The organism is Catenibacterium sp. co_0103, assembly GCF_004168205.1.
Lineage (GTDB): Bacteria > Bacillota_I > Bacilli_A > Erysipelotrichales > Coprobacillaceae > Catenibacterium > Catenibacterium mitsuoka_A.
The window spans coordinates 1-16,497 of sequence record NZ_RCYB01000047.1 but is presented as its reverse complement, the minus strand read 5'-3'; the positions used below and the strand labels follow the sequence as shown (position 1 = coordinate 16,497).

Annotated in this window: 15 protein-coding genes; 13 read left to right on the top strand and 2 right to left on the bottom strand. The window is 32.4% G+C overall.

All coding sequences use genetic code 11. The features are described 5' to 3' along the window. Nucleotides 1-322 precede the first annotated feature (322 nt). Nucleotides 323-3,256: an LTA synthase family protein gene (locus EAI80_RS08490; protein ID WP_129981687.1), complete on the top strand. Its 2,934-nt coding sequence runs from the start codon at nt 323-325 to the stop codon at nt 3,254-3,256. A 6-nt stretch (nt 3,257-3,262) separates the two neighbouring features. Here EAI80_RS08490 and EAI80_RS08485 read toward each other — a convergent pair whose 3' ends face one another. Then, nucleotides 3,263-3,844 (bottom strand): pentapeptide repeat-containing protein, encoded by a 582-nt coding sequence (locus EAI80_RS08485; protein ID WP_129981686.1) that lies wholly within the window; start codon nt 3,842-3,844, stop codon nt 3,263-3,265. 77 nt (nt 3,845-3,921) lie between these two features. On the opposite strand from EAI80_RS08485, the gene EAI80_RS08480 reads away from it, so the two are divergent. The 5 genes from EAI80_RS08480 to EAI80_RS08460 are packed head-to-tail and all read left to right on the top strand — an operon-like array spanning nt 3,922 to nt 6,833. Beyond that, nucleotides 3,922-4,749 (top strand): pyridoxamine kinase, encoded by an 828-nt coding sequence (locus EAI80_RS08480; RefSeq protein WP_129981685.1) that lies wholly within the window; start codon nt 3,922-3,924, stop codon nt 4,747-4,749. Nucleotide 4,750: 1 nt separating this feature from the next. After that, nucleotides 4,751-5,395 (top strand): TatD family nuclease-associated radical SAM protein, encoded by a 645-nt coding sequence (locus EAI80_RS08475; RefSeq protein ID WP_129981684.1) that lies wholly within the window; start codon nt 4,751-4,753, stop codon nt 5,393-5,395. Nucleotides 5,396-5,397: 2 nt separating this feature from the next. Beyond that, entirely contained in the window at nt 5,398-6,132 is a 735-nt protein-coding gene (locus EAI80_RS08470; protein ID WP_129981683.1) for a tyrosine-protein phosphatase, read from the top strand. A gap of 53 nt (nt 6,133-6,185) precedes the next feature. Next, nucleotides 6,186-6,563, top strand: coding sequence for an MG284/MPN403 family protein (locus tag EAI80_RS08465; protein ID WP_022424220.1), 378 nt, complete (start codon nt 6,186-6,188; stop codon nt 6,561-6,563). A 45-nt stretch (nt 6,564-6,608) separates the two neighbouring features. Continuing rightward, a complete protein-coding gene (locus tag EAI80_RS08460; protein ID WP_022424221.1) occupies nt 6,609-6,833 on the top strand; it encodes an acyl carrier protein in 225 nt (74 codons plus the stop codon). Nucleotides 6,834-6,864: 31 nt separating this feature from the next. On the opposite strand, the gene EAI80_RS08455 is transcribed toward EAI80_RS08460, so the two are convergent. Then, nucleotides 6,865-8,493 carry a polysaccharide biosynthesis protein gene (locus EAI80_RS08455; protein WP_193760861.1) on the bottom strand — a complete coding sequence of 543 codons (1,629 nt, stop codon included), beginning with the start codon at nt 8,491-8,493 and terminating at the stop codon, nt 6,865-6,867. Between the two features lie 167 nt (nt 8,494-8,660). On the opposite strand from EAI80_RS08455, the gene pyrF reads away from it, so the two are divergent. From pyrF to EAI80_RS08420, 7 genes are all read left to right on the top strand, one after another. Beyond that, nucleotides 8,661-9,365 carry an orotidine-5'-phosphate decarboxylase gene (gene pyrF / locus EAI80_RS08450; protein WP_055234752.1) on the top strand — a complete coding sequence of 235 codons (705 nt, stop codon included), beginning with the start codon at nt 8,661-8,663 and terminating at the stop codon, nt 9,363-9,365. 2 nt (nt 9,366-9,367) lie between these two features. Continuing rightward, complete coding sequence (gene pyrE, locus EAI80_RS08445; protein ID WP_022424224.1) at nt 9,368-10,006, top strand: orotate phosphoribosyltransferase; 639 nt, start codon at nt 9,368-9,370, stop codon at nt 10,004-10,006. Between the two features lie 128 nt (nt 10,007-10,134). Next, entirely contained in the window at nt 10,135-10,938 is an 804-nt protein-coding gene (locus EAI80_RS08440; protein WP_129981681.1) for an ABC transporter permease, read from the top strand. 8 nt (nt 10,939-10,946) lie between these two features. Beyond that, nucleotides 10,947-11,765, top strand: a complete 819-nt coding sequence (locus EAI80_RS08435; RefSeq protein WP_022424226.1) for an ATP-binding cassette domain-containing protein — start codon at nt 10,947-10,949, stop codon at nt 11,763-11,765. Nucleotides 11,766-11,815: 50 nt separating this feature from the next. Further along, nucleotides 11,816-14,050 carry a CDP-glycerol:glycerophosphate glycerophosphotransferase gene (locus EAI80_RS08430; protein ID WP_129981680.1) on the top strand — a complete coding sequence of 745 codons (2,235 nt, stop codon included), beginning with the start codon at nt 11,816-11,818 and terminating at the stop codon, nt 14,048-14,050. Nucleotides 14,051-14,144: 94 nt separating this feature from the next. Then, a complete protein-coding gene (locus tag EAI80_RS08425; protein ID WP_129981679.1) occupies nt 14,145-15,338 on the top strand; it encodes a CDP-glycerol glycerophosphotransferase family protein in 1,194 nt (397 codons plus the stop codon). Beyond that, nucleotides 15,328-16,428, top strand: a complete 1,101-nt coding sequence (locus EAI80_RS08420) for a CDP-glycerol glycerophosphotransferase family protein (protein ID WP_129981678.1) — start codon at nt 15,328-15,330, stop codon at nt 16,426-16,428. The genes EAI80_RS08425 and EAI80_RS08420 overlap by 11 nt, the downstream gene beginning before the upstream one ends. Nucleotides 16,429-16,497: the final 69 nt, after the last annotated feature.

Sequence of the window (16,497 nt, the reverse complement as noted above, 5' to 3'; positions counted from 1 at the left end):
CCCGTACGTACGGTGCAACGGGAGGCACAGAAATAATAATTAATCTCAGTATTGATATTATTTCCTGTCTACCCTATTTTCATTGATTGTTTGTAAACAAATGTCTATTATATATGGATATTTATCTAAGCTTGTACTTAGCTTTGATATGCTTGCAGGAAGATTAGAAATATTCCCGATGTTGATGATTTTTTCTAAGACATTATGGAAGTCGGGGCAATTATGTCCCTTTTTTTCATGCATTTTTATTACATTGTATAATGTTATTTTTTTGTTAAGATGATATAATATTTAGCGTTAGATAAAAAGAGGAGTAAATAATTTGAAAAAGACACATACAGCGCATCTATCTTTAATAATAGGGACTCTACTGATCCTTCTTGATCAGCTCTTTTGGACATCCCATGCAAAACATATCAATATAAGTAAAGTAGGTACTTTGATGAGTACCATCCAGGTTCAGCATATCATCACACTTATAGGGCTAGACCTTGTTATTATATCCTTAGGATATATTTATTCTAAAAAAGAAAATAGTCTTGCAGAAGCACTTAAACTATGGCTTTATACAGTTGTTGTAGGATTCATATCTGCAATCGTTTGTTTTTTGCTTACCAAAAAAATAGATACGAATGCAATCTATTCAATCTTCTTACCAATAATTAGAAATGTATCACCTGTAATCACCGGTGTTATTCTCTCTTTGATTTGTTATCCATTTATGAAGAAGGTGAATTATAGCTATTTAAAATGGATTCTTTTAGCACTTCTTCTCTTACCAACATTAAGTGGTATTGACTCACTAGGATTAAGTGATGGATATAGTATCTCGTTCACATTTATATTATTTTATCTAGGTGTAATCGAAGCATCAGAAGAAAAACGTTTTTCAATCATTTCTTTAATTCTCCTTTGTTTAATAAATGTGCTATGTGTCACTATGATGCCATTGTGTTCTAAGATTGTACATGGAGATATGTCCACTGCATTACGCTTTACTACATCTACTTCATTCTTCGAAGTAATGATTGCTATTTATTTTATTCGTCTTTTAAGAAATGTTCCATTCTTTAATAAATGGTCTTTTATACGCTATATTCCTATTGCTTCTCTTGTCTTAATTGGAGCAGGACGATTAGAAAACATTGTATCCTGGAATGAAGATCTTGTAGGAACATCATTTAATAAACTGTTTAGACAAAGCGAATTAGAAGCTTTACTCATTGTCTTTGTCATCTTCTTAGTCACGCTCCTTATTAAACAAATTCCACATGTTAAAAGAATAGTTAAATCGATAGAAGTACATTTTAGTGACTTTGAATTAAGTAATGAATGGTTCACTAAAGAAACTCAATTGATTAAGCAGTATTTAAAGAATCATAGAATCAATATCATTATGCTGCTATGTGCTTACATTCTTTCTTTTGCATCATTTATCGCAATGAATACAAGTTATAATATTGAAGTCAATCCGATAGAAACATACAATATTTTCTGTTATACACTCTTCGCAAGACAATTCTTTGTCTTGCTTAATACACTTATGCTTGTCTTAGTAGCGCGTTTCCTTATGGCTATTACAAGACATTATTGGGTATCTGTCTTGATTACTGGTTTTGCTCAGATTGTAATTACTGTAGCCAATCGCTTAAAGGTTATTTATCGTGAAGAACCAATTATTCCAGGAGACCTTGCAATGATTAAAGCCTGGAAGAGTTTACTTGGAATGATGGGTAAAAATATCATTATTGCGAGTATTGTATTAGTCGTTTTAGTCATTGTTTTGATTATTTATTTAGAAAAGAAGCATCCTCATGCTATTCATATGACTCTTAAAAAGAGTATCATCTGGGTACTTGTAACCTCTATATTCTTTAGTGGTACACTTCTTTTTAATCATGATGGCTCTTATGTTAATGCATTAATGCGTGATCTAGGAGATCAGCCTTATTTCTATAATCAGTTATTTGGTGCGAAGCTCAATGGGCCTCTCTTACAGTTCCTCAATAATATTGATGTTTCTGTTATGGATGAGCCAGAAAACTATAGTAAAGAAATAATGACACAAATCTATAAGAAATATGCACAAGAATCTGCAAGAATTAATAGGAGAAGAAGAAATGACTGGGATGATCAGATTGTAATCATGGGCTTATCTGAAAGTTTTGCGGATCCATATCGTATTCCTGAACTTACTCTTGCAAATGATCCTATTCCTTATATTAGAAGTTTAATGAAAACAACAACTTCAGGACTCATGTATAGTACAGGTTATGGAGGAGGAACAGCGAATATGGAATATATGGCTTTAACTGGTTTAAACCAAGGGTTCTTCTCTGCTGCTTTAACACCTTATACGCAGCTTGTCACAACACAAAATCAAGCCTATGCTTTTTCTCGTCTATTTAATCAGGCAGTTGCGATTCATCCATATATTGGTGTTTATTATAGTCGTCAAACAGTTTATCAAAATTTTGGCTTTAATAAGTTTATGTATTTAGGGTCTAAGTATCCAATCAAGCATCAATCTTCTATTGATCGCAGTGCTTATTTATCAGATGAAACAGCTTATGCAAATACAGTAGATGAAATTTTAGATGCTCAAGGTAGTAAATTCATTAACCTTGTCACTATGCAGAACCATTTACCATATGACAACAATTACTATAACGGTAAAGAAAAATATGCAGCAAGTGGTAATGCAGTCACTAATGATTATGTTAGAGGAATGGTAGAAGAATATGTGATGGGGCTTCATTATACAGATGAAGCAGTGAAGAACTTTATTGAAAAAATAGATAGTATTAATAAGCCTATTACATTTGTCTTCTATGGCGATCATTTACCTGGCATTTATTGGGATACAAACAATAATAATATTCTTCATCAGACAGATTATTTTATCTATTCTAATAAATATGCAAGAAGACATCTTGGTAGAAGAATTTATAAACAATATGATCTTGTAGCACCTACTGATTTCATGTCCCTTGTACAAAAACAAACCTTAACTAAAACAACACCTTATAGTGCATTATTAGAAAAGGTTCTAGATGAATTACCTGTTATAACTACAAAAGCTGCAGCAGGTTCTAAAGAAGAATCTGATGCAGCTATGATTAATGATAATGGAGAATTGATCAAATATGGTGATCTCTCATCATCACAAAAAGAATTATATAATGACTATAAGCTTGTCCAGTATGATATGACAGCAGGAAACAATTACCTTGAGAATATGAATTTCACTCGATGAGGCATTTCATAATGCCTCTTTTATTTTGATGTTTAGTAAGTGAATAAAAGTAGATGCTTGCATTTCATCAATGATTGCACCACTTACATCCTGAGGAGTTGCTTCAATTGCTTCTATAAGACATGTTGATAAATCAATGTTTTTAAGTGGTGCATGAAGAAACGATGTTTGAATCATTCTGCATTCCTCATATTTTGTCTTATTCATTGTAGTATCTTGAAATATAGCCTGACTCAAATCACATTGATTAAATAGGGTCTCTTTATTTCTCATAAAAGAGAAGTTTGCAAAATGACATAAACAATTATTGAAGATTACCTGATCAAAGTTTGATTCAGAAAAATCACTTCCTAATAATTTGCAATTATTAAACTGCACCTGTCTAAACATACAATTATCAAATTTGATATTCGATAAATCACATTGATTAAACACTGTCTGATAAAAGTAACAATTCTCAAACACAATATCCTGTGTTGTAATATTGTTGAAATGACATTGATGGAAATCACTTTGTCGATATGTTTCTTCTATCAGCCAATCATTCTCATATGTTTGATTTATTAACTTATTTTCATTAAAATCCATTTCCTTCACCTCATCTCTATTATATCTTTATTGAAAAAAAGTGTCGATATGATAAAATACTTGTACGAGGTAAGACTATGAGACAAAAAAGAATGGCTTTAATTAATGACATAACAGGCTTTGGAAGATGTTCTATTGCGGTTATGGCACCAATTATATCAACTATGCGTATTCAGGCTGTACCAGTACCTACAGCTATATTATCAACCCATACGCAGTTTCCTGTATATCACTTTGATGATTATACTAAACATATGCCTGAATATATTCAGACATATAAGGATTTGAAACTAGAATTTGATGGTATTGCGACTGGTTTTCTAGGTTCAAAGGAGCAGGTGGAAATTGTTATTGATTTCATTCAATCCTTTAAACGTAAAGAAACATTTGTATTAGTAGATCCAGTGATGGGAGACCATGGACATTTATATGCGACATATAGTAAAGAAATGGCAGAGAGTATGAAGAACCTTGTTCATTATGCAGATATTCTCACACCTAACCTAACAGAACTAGTAACACTACTTGATCGTAACTATCCTGAAGTCATTCCCTCTAAAGAAGAACTAGGTCAAATGTGCCATGAACTTTCATTAAAAGGACCACAGATGATTGTAGTAACAGGAATACCAATAGATGCCTCACATATCATGAATTTCATTTATGATCATGGTAAAACGTCAAGTATTATTGTGGATCGTATTGGACCAGATCGTAGTGGAACAGGGGATGTTGTATCAAGTGTTATTGCGGGAGGCTATTTAAATAATCATTCTTTTTATGAATGTGTCAAAAAAGCAACTGAATTCTCATCTCAATGTATCGCCTATAGTGAAGAAATAGGCACACCAACTTATTATGGCTTATGCTTTGAACAATATTTAAGTGAATTAGGAGATTTCTAACATGACTATTTTATATACACTTTATAAAAATACTTATATTGATCTTTCACATTTAGACTCTACTAAAGGAGTTACATGCTATGTGAATACAACAAATCGTTGTCCATGTGCATGTACATTCTGTTTAAGACAAACTAAAGAGATGATGGAAAATAACTCTTTATGGTTAAAAGAAGAACCTTCTAAAGAAATGATTATTGAAGAGTTTAAGAAATACAATCTCAATGATTTTAAAGAAATTGTCTTTTGTGGATTTGGTGAACCAATGGAAAGATGGAATGATATCAAAGAAGTCATTGATTATATCCGTTCTGTTAAGAAGGATATGAAGATTCGTATTAATACGAATGGTTTAGCTAATGATATTTATGATAGAGATGTCACTCCAGAATACAAAGGACGTTTTGATACAGTCTCTATCTCATTAAATGCCCCTACAAAAGAAGAATTCCTAGAATTGACACGTTCTAAGTTTGGTATTTCTTCTTTTGATGATATGCTTGATTTCGCAAAGAAATGTAAGGCTTATGTACCAAATGTTGTATTAACTGTTGTTGATATTATTGGTGAAGAAAAGATTGAAGCATGTCAGAAAATTACAGATGAAATAGGTGTTACATTAAGAGTAAGACCTTTTGAGGAGTAAATATGCAATATATGACAAGTGAAGAGCGTTTAATCGCTCTAGATAAGATGACAAATACAAGAGATCTAGGTGGATATGAAACACAGGAAGGATATTATACAAAAAGCCATCATTATATCCGTGCATCTTCACCCGCTAATGTGACTGAAGGAGATCTAGAAAAGCTTTATGATTATGGTGTACGTGTGACTATTGATTTACGTTCTGATTTTGAAAAAGAAGCACAGCCATCACCATTTAAAGACTATCGTGATGTAGAAAACATTGAAATCAATTTAATGGATGATGCAGTCGTTAAGGTTGTACCAAGTGAAGTAAAAGAATATAAAGATCTTGGCGGTGTTTATATTTATATGTTAGAAGCACATCAGAAGCAGATCAAATCTGTCTTTGATGTCTTTAAGGATCATTTATATGAAGGTGTTTTATTCCATTGTAGTGCTGGTAAAGACCGTACAGGTATTATTGCGGCATTATTACTAGAACTTGTAGGATGTTACGATCATGATATCGTTAAGGACTATAGTGAATCTTATGCCAATAACCATGAAATCATAGAAGCACTTAAAGAAATGATGGATGAAGATACAGAAAACTTCCTTACATCTTCACCACGTTATATGATGATCTTCTTAGATTATCTAAGAGAACACTATGGCAGTGCCAAAGCTTATTTATACCATATCGGTATGTCTGAAGAAGATATTGAAGATATTAAACAATCTTTTATCATTTAATGAGAAAAAACACTTCATATAAGGTATATACCTATAGGAGGTGTTTTTTTTTTATGAACAAGAAAGAAAAAATCAGAATCATTAGATTATTACTTAAACAATATGAGAAAGATAAAAATATACTTAACTCATTAAACCAGGCTAACTTATATCCTTCAATTAACTATGAAGATTACTATCAAACTTCATCATCTTCTAAAGAAGACTATTTACTTCATAGAATACAATTAAAACAGGAACTCACTAAACGAATTATATTTATAGAAAAATCTCAATCTATTATTGGTGATGAGTATTATCATATTATACTAGAAGACTATTTCTATGAACATAAACATTGGTGGAAGACATATTATTCCCGTGCTACTTATTATCGCCGACAAGAAGCAGCTATTAATGCATTTTTTGATTATGTGACAAGTATATTGTAATTGTGGGGAAAATTGCGTTATAATTAGTGTTGTGAGGTGAACAACATGAATTATTTCGATAAAATCAAAGAAGCTTTAAGCAGTAAATTAAAAGGCCAGGAACTTACATTAGATTCTAACCTAAGAGATTTAGGTATTGATTCTCTTGATGTTGTAGATTTAATTATGGACTTAGAAGAAGAATTAGGAATTGAATTCTCTGATGAGGAATTAATGTCTATTCATACAATGAAAGATGTATGTGATTTAATCGATAAAAAGAAGGCGTAAGAAAAATCCAGACAAAGGTGTCTGGATTTTTTTAAGCTTTGTTTTTAAATAGTTTACGAATAATCTTATCTACATAAGGCACACCACTCAACATTTCTAAATGATCCTTGAAGATAAATAGAATACTGAAGAAGTAAACAACTACACCTACTATTATTGCAAGAATAAGTGGAATAAAGACACGGTGGAACACCTTGAAAAGTAGATAATATGAACCATAGGCACATGCACCCATTAAAATAGAAGCAACTAATGGTAATAAGACAGCTGTCTTAAAATTAACATGATAACCTACTAATTTATTAAGTGCATATTGGTTACTTACACACATCTGTAAAGCATAAAGCATAGTTCCAATAACAAGTAAATAAATACCTACATCTAGGAATTGTGATGGTACTAATACAAGCATTAATACTAAAATGACAACATGGACAACTAAAGCTTTAGCTGCGTTTCTTAAAGGGACTTTAACTGCCCCAATTGCCTGTAAGATACCATTAGATAAAGTAGATAAACCATAAAGGACAATTGCAGGAGCACCTAGAGTCAATGCGGTAGATGCAATCTTTAATGTCTTAGGCTGTGGGAAGATTAATCCCATTACAGGATAAGCAAGTACCCCCATCCCCACAGCAGCAGGAATTAAAATAAGCATAGTAATAAAAGTACTATTTTTAATATTTGCACGTACTTCTTTTAAATCTTTTAATGCATATGAACTAGAAATAGCTGGAATAGTAGCTGTACTCATGGCACTTGCGAGGGCAACAGGAACATTCATCAACACAACAAATTTACCTGCATAAACACCATAGAGTTTAACAACATCAATCAGGACTACACCACGTGCCTGCATAATACCATAGAAGATAAACATATCGATAGTAGAAACTAGGTTATAGATACATGTAGAAATGATGATTGGTGTGACTATGTTTAAAATAGAACGGAAGATGGCTTTGCCTGATTGTACACGAGGATCTGCATCTGTTTCATCAATCATATGTCTACCTTTTCTAAGGTATACACATACCATATAGATAAGAGCGACAAGAACACCAAATCCAGTACCCAAGGCACTTCCTCCGGCACCACGACTTGCTAGTAAAGTATGATTATTAGCATATGGCTGAATAAATAAGTAAGCAGCACCAACAGAAACAACAGCATTCAACATTTGTTCAATAATTTGTGAGACTGATGTATAAACAGTTGTAGAATAAGCTTGGAAATAACCTCTTAATACACCTACTAAACCAGATAAGAAAATAGTAGGACATAAAATTCTTAATGCGAATACCGCATTCTCAGTTACAATCCAAGGCGCTAAGATAAATGTAAGCAAGGCGGCAGATCCACCTACGACAACAATATAGATCAGTGCACATTTAAAAATCTTACGGGCATTATTATACTGACGAAGAGCGAGTTTCTCACTGATTAGCTTAGAAATAGCTGTAGGAATACTGTAAGAAGAAATAAGTAATACCATCGCATAGATGTTATATGCTGTAGAGTAATACCCATTTCCTTCATCACCAATTAAAGCGGTTAATGGACTTCTATATAAGACACCGATAATACGAACAAGTATACCAGCGAGTGCAAGGATAGAAGCCTGCTTAACAATCGATTTAGATTTGTTCAAAATATTCACTCCTTATAAAATTCTTTCATTTTTAATTTATATCATTTTTATATGGTTATTACAATATATTCACCAAAACATCCGCTAAGTTTTTATAATAATATTTTTAAAAATCTCCCAGGGTTATATGTTTTATGATATACTTCATAGAGAATAAAAAAATTGGAGGGTAGTTTATGACTAAAAGCAGAGTAATTATTGCACTCGATTTCAAAAACAAAGCTGATGTTCTTGAATTCCTAGATAAATTTGATGAACCGCTCTTTGTGAAGGTAGGTATGGAACTCTTCTATGGAGAAGGACCTGCAATCATTCAGGCTATCAAAGAAAGAGGACATTCAATCTTCTTAGACTTGAAATTACATGATATTCCTCATACAGTAAAGATGGCTATGAAGAACTTAGCACGTCTTGATGTTGATATCGTTAATGTTCATGCTTCAGGCTCTAAGGCTATGATGCAGGCTGCAATTGAAGGTCTAGAAGAAGAAAAGGGCAAGGATCGTCCTTTATGTATTGCAGTTACATGTCTTACTTCTTTAAGCCAGGAAGTACTAGATGATGAATTAGGTATTCATGAACCTATTCAGGATGTCGCGATCAGATGGGCTAAGAATGCGAAAGAAGCAGGACTTGATGGTGTTGTATGCTCACCATTAGAATCTAAAGGTATTCATGATGCAGTAGGAGAAGACTTCTTAACAGTGACTCCAGGTATCAGACTTGCAAGTGATGCAAAGGATGACCAGAAGCGTGTGACTACACCAGCCATGGCTAAAGATATGACTTCTAGCTATATTGTAGTAGGTCGTACAATTACTAAGGCAGCTGATCCAGTAGCTGCTTATAAAGAAGTATTTAATCAATTTCAAGGAGAATAATAATGAGTAGAGAAGAATTAATTGCGAAAGATTTATTAAGTATCAAGGCTGTATTCTTAAGCCCTGATGAACCATTTACTTGGGCTTCAGGTATTAAATCACCAATCTATTGTGATAATAGATTAACTTTATCTTATCCAGAAGTAAGAAACGATATCGAAAAAGGTTTAGCTGAATTAGTACAGGAAAACTATCCTGATTGTGAAGTATTAATGGGTACTTCAACTGCTGGTATTGCACATGCTGCATTAGTGGCTGATATCTTAAATAAACCAATGGGATATGTACGTGGTTCAAATAAGTCTCATGGACGTCAGAACCGTATTGAAGGTGCTGTAAGAGAAGGTATGAAGGTTGTAGTAGTAGAAGACTTAATTTCTACTGGTGGATCTTCTTTAGAAGTAGTAGATGCATTAAGAGAAGCTGGATGTGAAGTATTAGGACTAGTTGCTATCTTCACTTATGGCTTAAAGGATTCTATCAAGAACTTCGCAGATAAGGATTGTCATTTCGTAACTTTATCTAACTATGATGCTCTTCTTCCTGTTGCTGTAGAACATAACTACATTAAAGAAGAAGCATTAGAAAAGCTAAAAGCATGGAAAGTTGATCCACATGATGAAAGCTGGATGACTAAATAATTCATCTAGGAGGGGATATCCCTCCTTTTTTTTTACGTATAAATAAAGTATAATAAAAAAGGCTAATATTGCTTTTTGAAGTATAATGCTGTATAAATATTAAGATAGATTATTAAGGAGGATCCAACGTGTTAGAGGCTGTAAAATATGTAATCAAAGAAAACAGCGAGAACTTATTTCGTATTTATTCTATTTCGAAATATGAAGTACTAGCTGACATGCGTGATTCAAAGTTAGGTTTATTCTGGAACTTTGCGAATCCAATTATTCAGGTATTAACATATTGGTTTGTATTTGGATTAGTATTAAATCGTAAGTCAGTAGATGGTATTGAATATATCTGGTGGATGCTTGGAGGTATGGTTGTATGGTTCTTTATTTCTCCATGTATTACTGCAGGATGTAATGCTATCTTCTCTAAAATAAATATTATTACTAAAATGAAATTCCCAGTCAGTGTCCTTCCAGCAACAGTAGTATTATCTAAACTATTTGACCACTTCTGCTTGATGTGTATATTGACAATATTATTCTGTTTTGCTGGTTATTATCCATCATTACATTGGATAGGACTTATTTATTATTGTTTCTGCGGTGTTGTCTTCTCTATTTCTTTATCAATGACAACATCTGTTCTCAATATGCTTGCACGTGATACAAGAAAGTTAGTGCTTGCTATTATGCGTTTATTATTATACATGACTCCAATCCTATGGAATGTAAAGAACCTTCCATCTATTCTACAGAGAATCATGTTAACTAACCCTATTTATTATATTGTTCAGGGCTATCGTGACTGTTTCTTCTATCATCGTGGAATTATGTATTATAAATATTCTGCTTTCTGTTTCTGGGCTATTACGGTTTTCTTATTTATATTTGGAAGCTGTATTATGTATAAATTCAAATCTAAGTTTGTAGACTTTATTTAGGAGGCATTATGGATTCAAATATCGCAATTGAAGCACGTCATGCTTCTAAAATATATGAACTAAGATCTAAAGAGAAAAAAAGCGATGTCAAGTTTTATGCCCTCAAGGATTTAAACTTTGAAATCAAGAAAGGACAAGTTGTAGGTATTCTAGGAACAAATGGTTCTGGTAAATCAACTATGTCCATTATTCTTGCAGGAATCTGTGATCCTGATGAAGGCGAAATCATTGTAAATGGGACACAGGCTTTGATTGCTATTAATACTGGATTAAATGCACAGTTGACAGGACTGGAGAATATTGAATTAAAGGGTGCTTTATTAGGCCTTTCTAAAAAGCGTATTGAAGAGATTAAAGAAGGTGTTATTAATTTCGCAGAAATTGGTGACTTCCTTTACCAGCCTGTAAAGAAATATTCATCAGGTATGAAATCGAGACTTGGTTTCTCAATTAACCTTTGTCTTGATCCAGATATTATGATTGTCGATGAAGCATTAAGTGTCGGTGATAAAGGTTTTGCTGAAAAGTGTCTGAATAAGATGACTGAATTAAAAGAACAGGGTAAAACAATTATCTTTATTTCACATAACTTAAGACAGGTAAGATCATTTTGTGATAGTGCTATGTGGATTGAAGGCGGTATGCTTCGTGAATATGGTGATATTGATGAAGTATGTGATCATTATGCTGACTATGTAGAGTACTACAATCATTTATCCGCAAAAGAGAAAAGGAAAGTACGTGATGAGAAATTCGCAAAGCGTGTGATTCCAAATTCTCATCGTACACTAGGTGATAAGCTCTTTGCTGCTATTAAGACAAGATAAACAAAGGGCAGGGGAACCTGCCCTTTTAAATAGAGAAAGGAAGTAAAGTTATGAAATTATCAATTATCATACCATTTAATCGTTATATACATTATTTATATGACTGCTTAGAAAGTATCAAGGATCAGAATTTGACTGATTATGAAGTGCTTCTAGTAGTAGATGCTATTGAAGATGTAAAGGATAAGATCCACAAATATGATTTACCTATTACTCTTATTGAGTCTGGTGAAGCAACAGTAGGTAAAAAGAGAAATATGGGTCTTAATCTTGCTAAGGGAGATTATGTTTATTTCTTAGATAGTGATGACTATGTATTGCCTAACTGTCTAAATGCTTTAATAGAAGAAGCACAAAAATCTAATAATCAAGTTGTTGCTGGTAAAAGAATGGTTTCATGGTTTAAAAAACAGGTTTTTGAAACAATGAGCGATGAAACAAATATTGAAAGAAACTTAAAAGACAAGGATCATGATCGTCTTGAAAAAGTGGAAAGAAAACAAGAAGAACATGTTTATGACAATGAACCAGAACAGTTCAAGATTGATCTTCTTATTCGTACAAGACATGCATTAAGAAATGTATCATGCTTAAACCTTCTTATTAAACGTTCACTTATTGAAGACAATCATATTTCTTTTAAAGAAGAATTCTTCTGGTATACAGATGCACCATTTGTAGTTGGACTATTGAAATATACAAACGATGTTTCTTTTGTAGAAGATGCTATTCTAGTCAAACGTAAACATAATGACCCAATCAGTCGTCCTGCTTTATCCCAGATTAAGGATCCTGATGGTCGCTTTGATGAATTTATTGAAGCGCATAACTATTGCTTAGAGATTTCTAAGGATTATCCATCTATTCATTATTATATTAATGCGAAGATGGCTAACTACTTTACTAGTTTCTTTGCTAAGAAAGTCAGAAGAAGTGAAGATGATAAATGGAGAACAACACGTTTTGATACAATGGCTAAAGTTCTAACTCACATAGAACCAGAACTATTAAAGAAATCACTTTATCGTCGTAGTCTTTCTAAAGCATGTATGAATCACGACTTAAAGAAAGCACAAAAAATCATTGCAGCTCACTTAGCTGGTGTTAAAGCCAAGAAGATCTTTAAGAATAAGAATGAAATGAATAAGTACTTATATAGACATAAATATAAGAATGAACCTATTCAGAAAAATCTTATTATGTTTGAAACATTCCGTGGGGCAAGTTATGCAGATTCACCAAAATATATTTATGAATATTTGGCTAAGAACTTCCCTGGACAATATGAATTTGTCTGGGTACTTAATGACACGAAGACAAAACTCCCATATGGTGGAACAGTTGTTAAACGTATGACACGTAAATATGCTTACTATCTTGCTGTATGTAAATACTTCGTATTTAATACAAGACAGCCATTATGGTATCGTAAAAGAGAAGGACAGGTCTTCCTAGAAACATGGCATGGCACACCACTTAAACGTCTAGCCTTTGACCAGGAAGAAGTGACTGCAGCTTCTCCTACATATAAAGCACAGTTCTATCGTCAGAAACAGGAATGGGACTATCTCATTGCACCTAATGCATTTTCTAGTGAAATATTCAAGAGTTGCTTTATGTATAAGGATGAAGGAGATACGATGTTAGATACAGGTTATCCTAGAAATGACTTACTATCTGATCCTCATAAAGAAGAAATTGCGAAAGAATTAAAGAAAAAGGTTGGTATTCCACTAGATAAGAAAGTCATTCTCTATGCCCCTACATGGAGAGATGATGAATATTATGGTAATGGTGCCTATAAGTTCCAGTTAAAATTAAATCTTGAGCAAATGAGAAAAGAACTAGGTGATGAATATGTCATTATCCTAAGAACACATTATTATATTGCGGATGTACTTGATTTAACTGGTTTAGATGGTTTTGCGTTTAATTTAAGTAAGTATGATGATATTACTGAAATCTATTTGATGAGTGATATTCTTATTACTGACTATTCAAGTGTTTTCTTTGACTTTGCGAACCTCAAACGTCCAATGTTATTCTATACATATGACTTAGATAAATATCGTGATGTATTAAGAGGCTTCTATATTAATATGGAAGAAGAACTTCCAGGCCCACTTGTATTCACTACAGATGAAGTTATTGATACAATTAAGCATATGGATGAAATCACTGAAAAATATGCAGAGCGCTATGTAACATTCTATGACAAGTTCTGTGGTTGGGAAGATGGTCATTCTTCACAGAGAGTTGTTGAAACAGTATTTGAAAAGAATTAGCTTTCCTTTACAGGAAGCTTTTTCTTTTTATTGGTTTGATTGACTAGAACAGTCATTCTCACTATAATAGACCCTAATAAAGGAGAACTTCATCATGAAACTAATTAAGAAAATATTAGGTAAACTGATTCGTTTATTATATCGTCTCGTTTATCGCTTTATACCGTGTGATGATCATACAATATTATTCATTTCATTCCATGGACGTGGCTATACAGACAACCCTAAAGCACTCCATCAATATATAACAGAACATCAAGAATATGCCTCTTATCGCTGTATCTATGCAATCAAGCATCATAAAGAAAAGAATCTCACTATTCCTAATGCTAAGATCATAGAATACTTCAGTATTCCTTATTTCTTCTATCTTGCAAGAAGCAAGTATTGGATTTCTAACTGTAAGCTTCCTAAATATGTATTAAAGAAGGATAACCAAATTTATTTACAAACTTGGCATGGTACACCTTTAAAGAAGCTTGCTCATGATATTGAAGTGCCAGAAGGAACTACATTCTATCGCTCTGGTATGTCTGTAGAAGAAATGCGTGCCACTTATGATAATGATGTCTCAAAATACAACTATATGATTTCTCCGAGTGCCTTCACTACAGAAGTCTTCCAAACATCTTTTAGAATTAATAAGGAAAGATTGATTGAAACAGGCTACCCAAGAAATGATATATTATCTAACTATACAAAAGAAGATGTAGAAACTATTAAAAATAGAATGCATCTTCCTCACGATAAAAAGATCTTACTCTATGCACCTACATGGCGAGATAACTCATTTAATATGAAGGGCTATACATTTAAACTAGAAGTTAACTTCAAGAAATGGCAGGAAGTATTAGGGGATGAATATATTGTTGTATTTAAACCTCATTATTTGATTGTGAATGATTTTAACTTAGATGAAGTGAAAGACTTCGTTTATTATGTAGATCCTCAAGAAGATATTGCAGACTTATACTTAATTGCGGATGTCTTAGTGACTGACTATTCAAGTGTCTTCTTTGATTATGCAATATTAAAAAGACCAATCTATTTCTATATGTATGATTTAGAAAACTATCGTGATGAATTAAGAGGTTTCTATTTAGATATTTATAAGGATCTTCCAGGAGATGTGGTAGAAAATGAAGATACACTACTTGAGAAGATTCATATACATGATTTTGATTATGACCGTTTAAAAGGCTTCAATGAACGTTTTAATAATCATGAAGACGGACATGCCAGCAAACGTGTCATTGATATACTACTAGGTGAACAGCATGGGGCTTAAGAAAATCGTATTAAACATCATTCTTTCATTCGTGAACATCTTTGTATCACTTATTCCTATTAAAAAGAATCAAATTGCATTTGTTTCATTAGAAGACAATGTTTTAAGAGATGACTTCTTAGATATCTATAATCATCTTGATACATCTCATTATTCTATTAAGAAAGTACTCATTCATTATGATAAAAAATCAGTATGGAATGATTTCTTATATCTCCTTAACTGCATTAAACAGATTATTGTGATTAATACATCCCATATCGTACTCATTAATGACAATAACTATGTTGTCTCTCGTTATAAGAGACAAGGTGTTAAGGTCATTGAAGTATGGCATGCCACAGGAGCTATTAAGAAGTTTGGAAATGCGATTAAAAGACAATATCCTATTAATAACTATGACTATGTTATTGCGAATAGTGATTATTGGGTAGAACCTTATTCTCTTGCTTTCTCTGTAGACAAAAACAACGTACTTGTAACAGGTATGCCACGTGTCGATCATTTATTTGATGAAACATATAAAGAAGAAGCAAAAAAGAACTTCTATCTCAAGTATCCAAAATTAAAAAATAAGAAGATATTACTTTATGCACCTACATTTAGAGGAAATATTTATAAAGGATTTAAAGCAGTTGATTTTGATTCAAAGAAGCTTATGTCTTTGCTGGATGAAGATACAGTTCTACTTTATAAATATCATCCACTTATGCATAATATCCCGATTGAAGAAGATGAACGTATACTTAATATGAGTCATGAGAATACTTATGATTTATTTATTGTGAGTGATGCGCTTATTTCTGATTTTTCTTCTATTATCTTTGATTATTCTATTCTAAATAAGCCAATGTATTTCTATGTGCCTGATTTAAAGGAATATATGCATCATTTAGGATGTTTTGTAGACTATAAGAAGGAAATGCCTGGTCCATTATGTTATAATGAAGATGAATTAGGAGATGCAATACATTCTAATGAACGTTATGATATTAAACGATTTAAGACTAAGTTTTTTAAATATCAGGATGGAAAGAATGTAGAACGTGTCATCTCATTCATAGAACAGTTAATCAAGGAGGAAGTGTGAAACAAAAATCAATCAAAACGTATAAAAAAAGACAAACTTAAAAACAAGTTTGAATAATTTAGAAAAAAT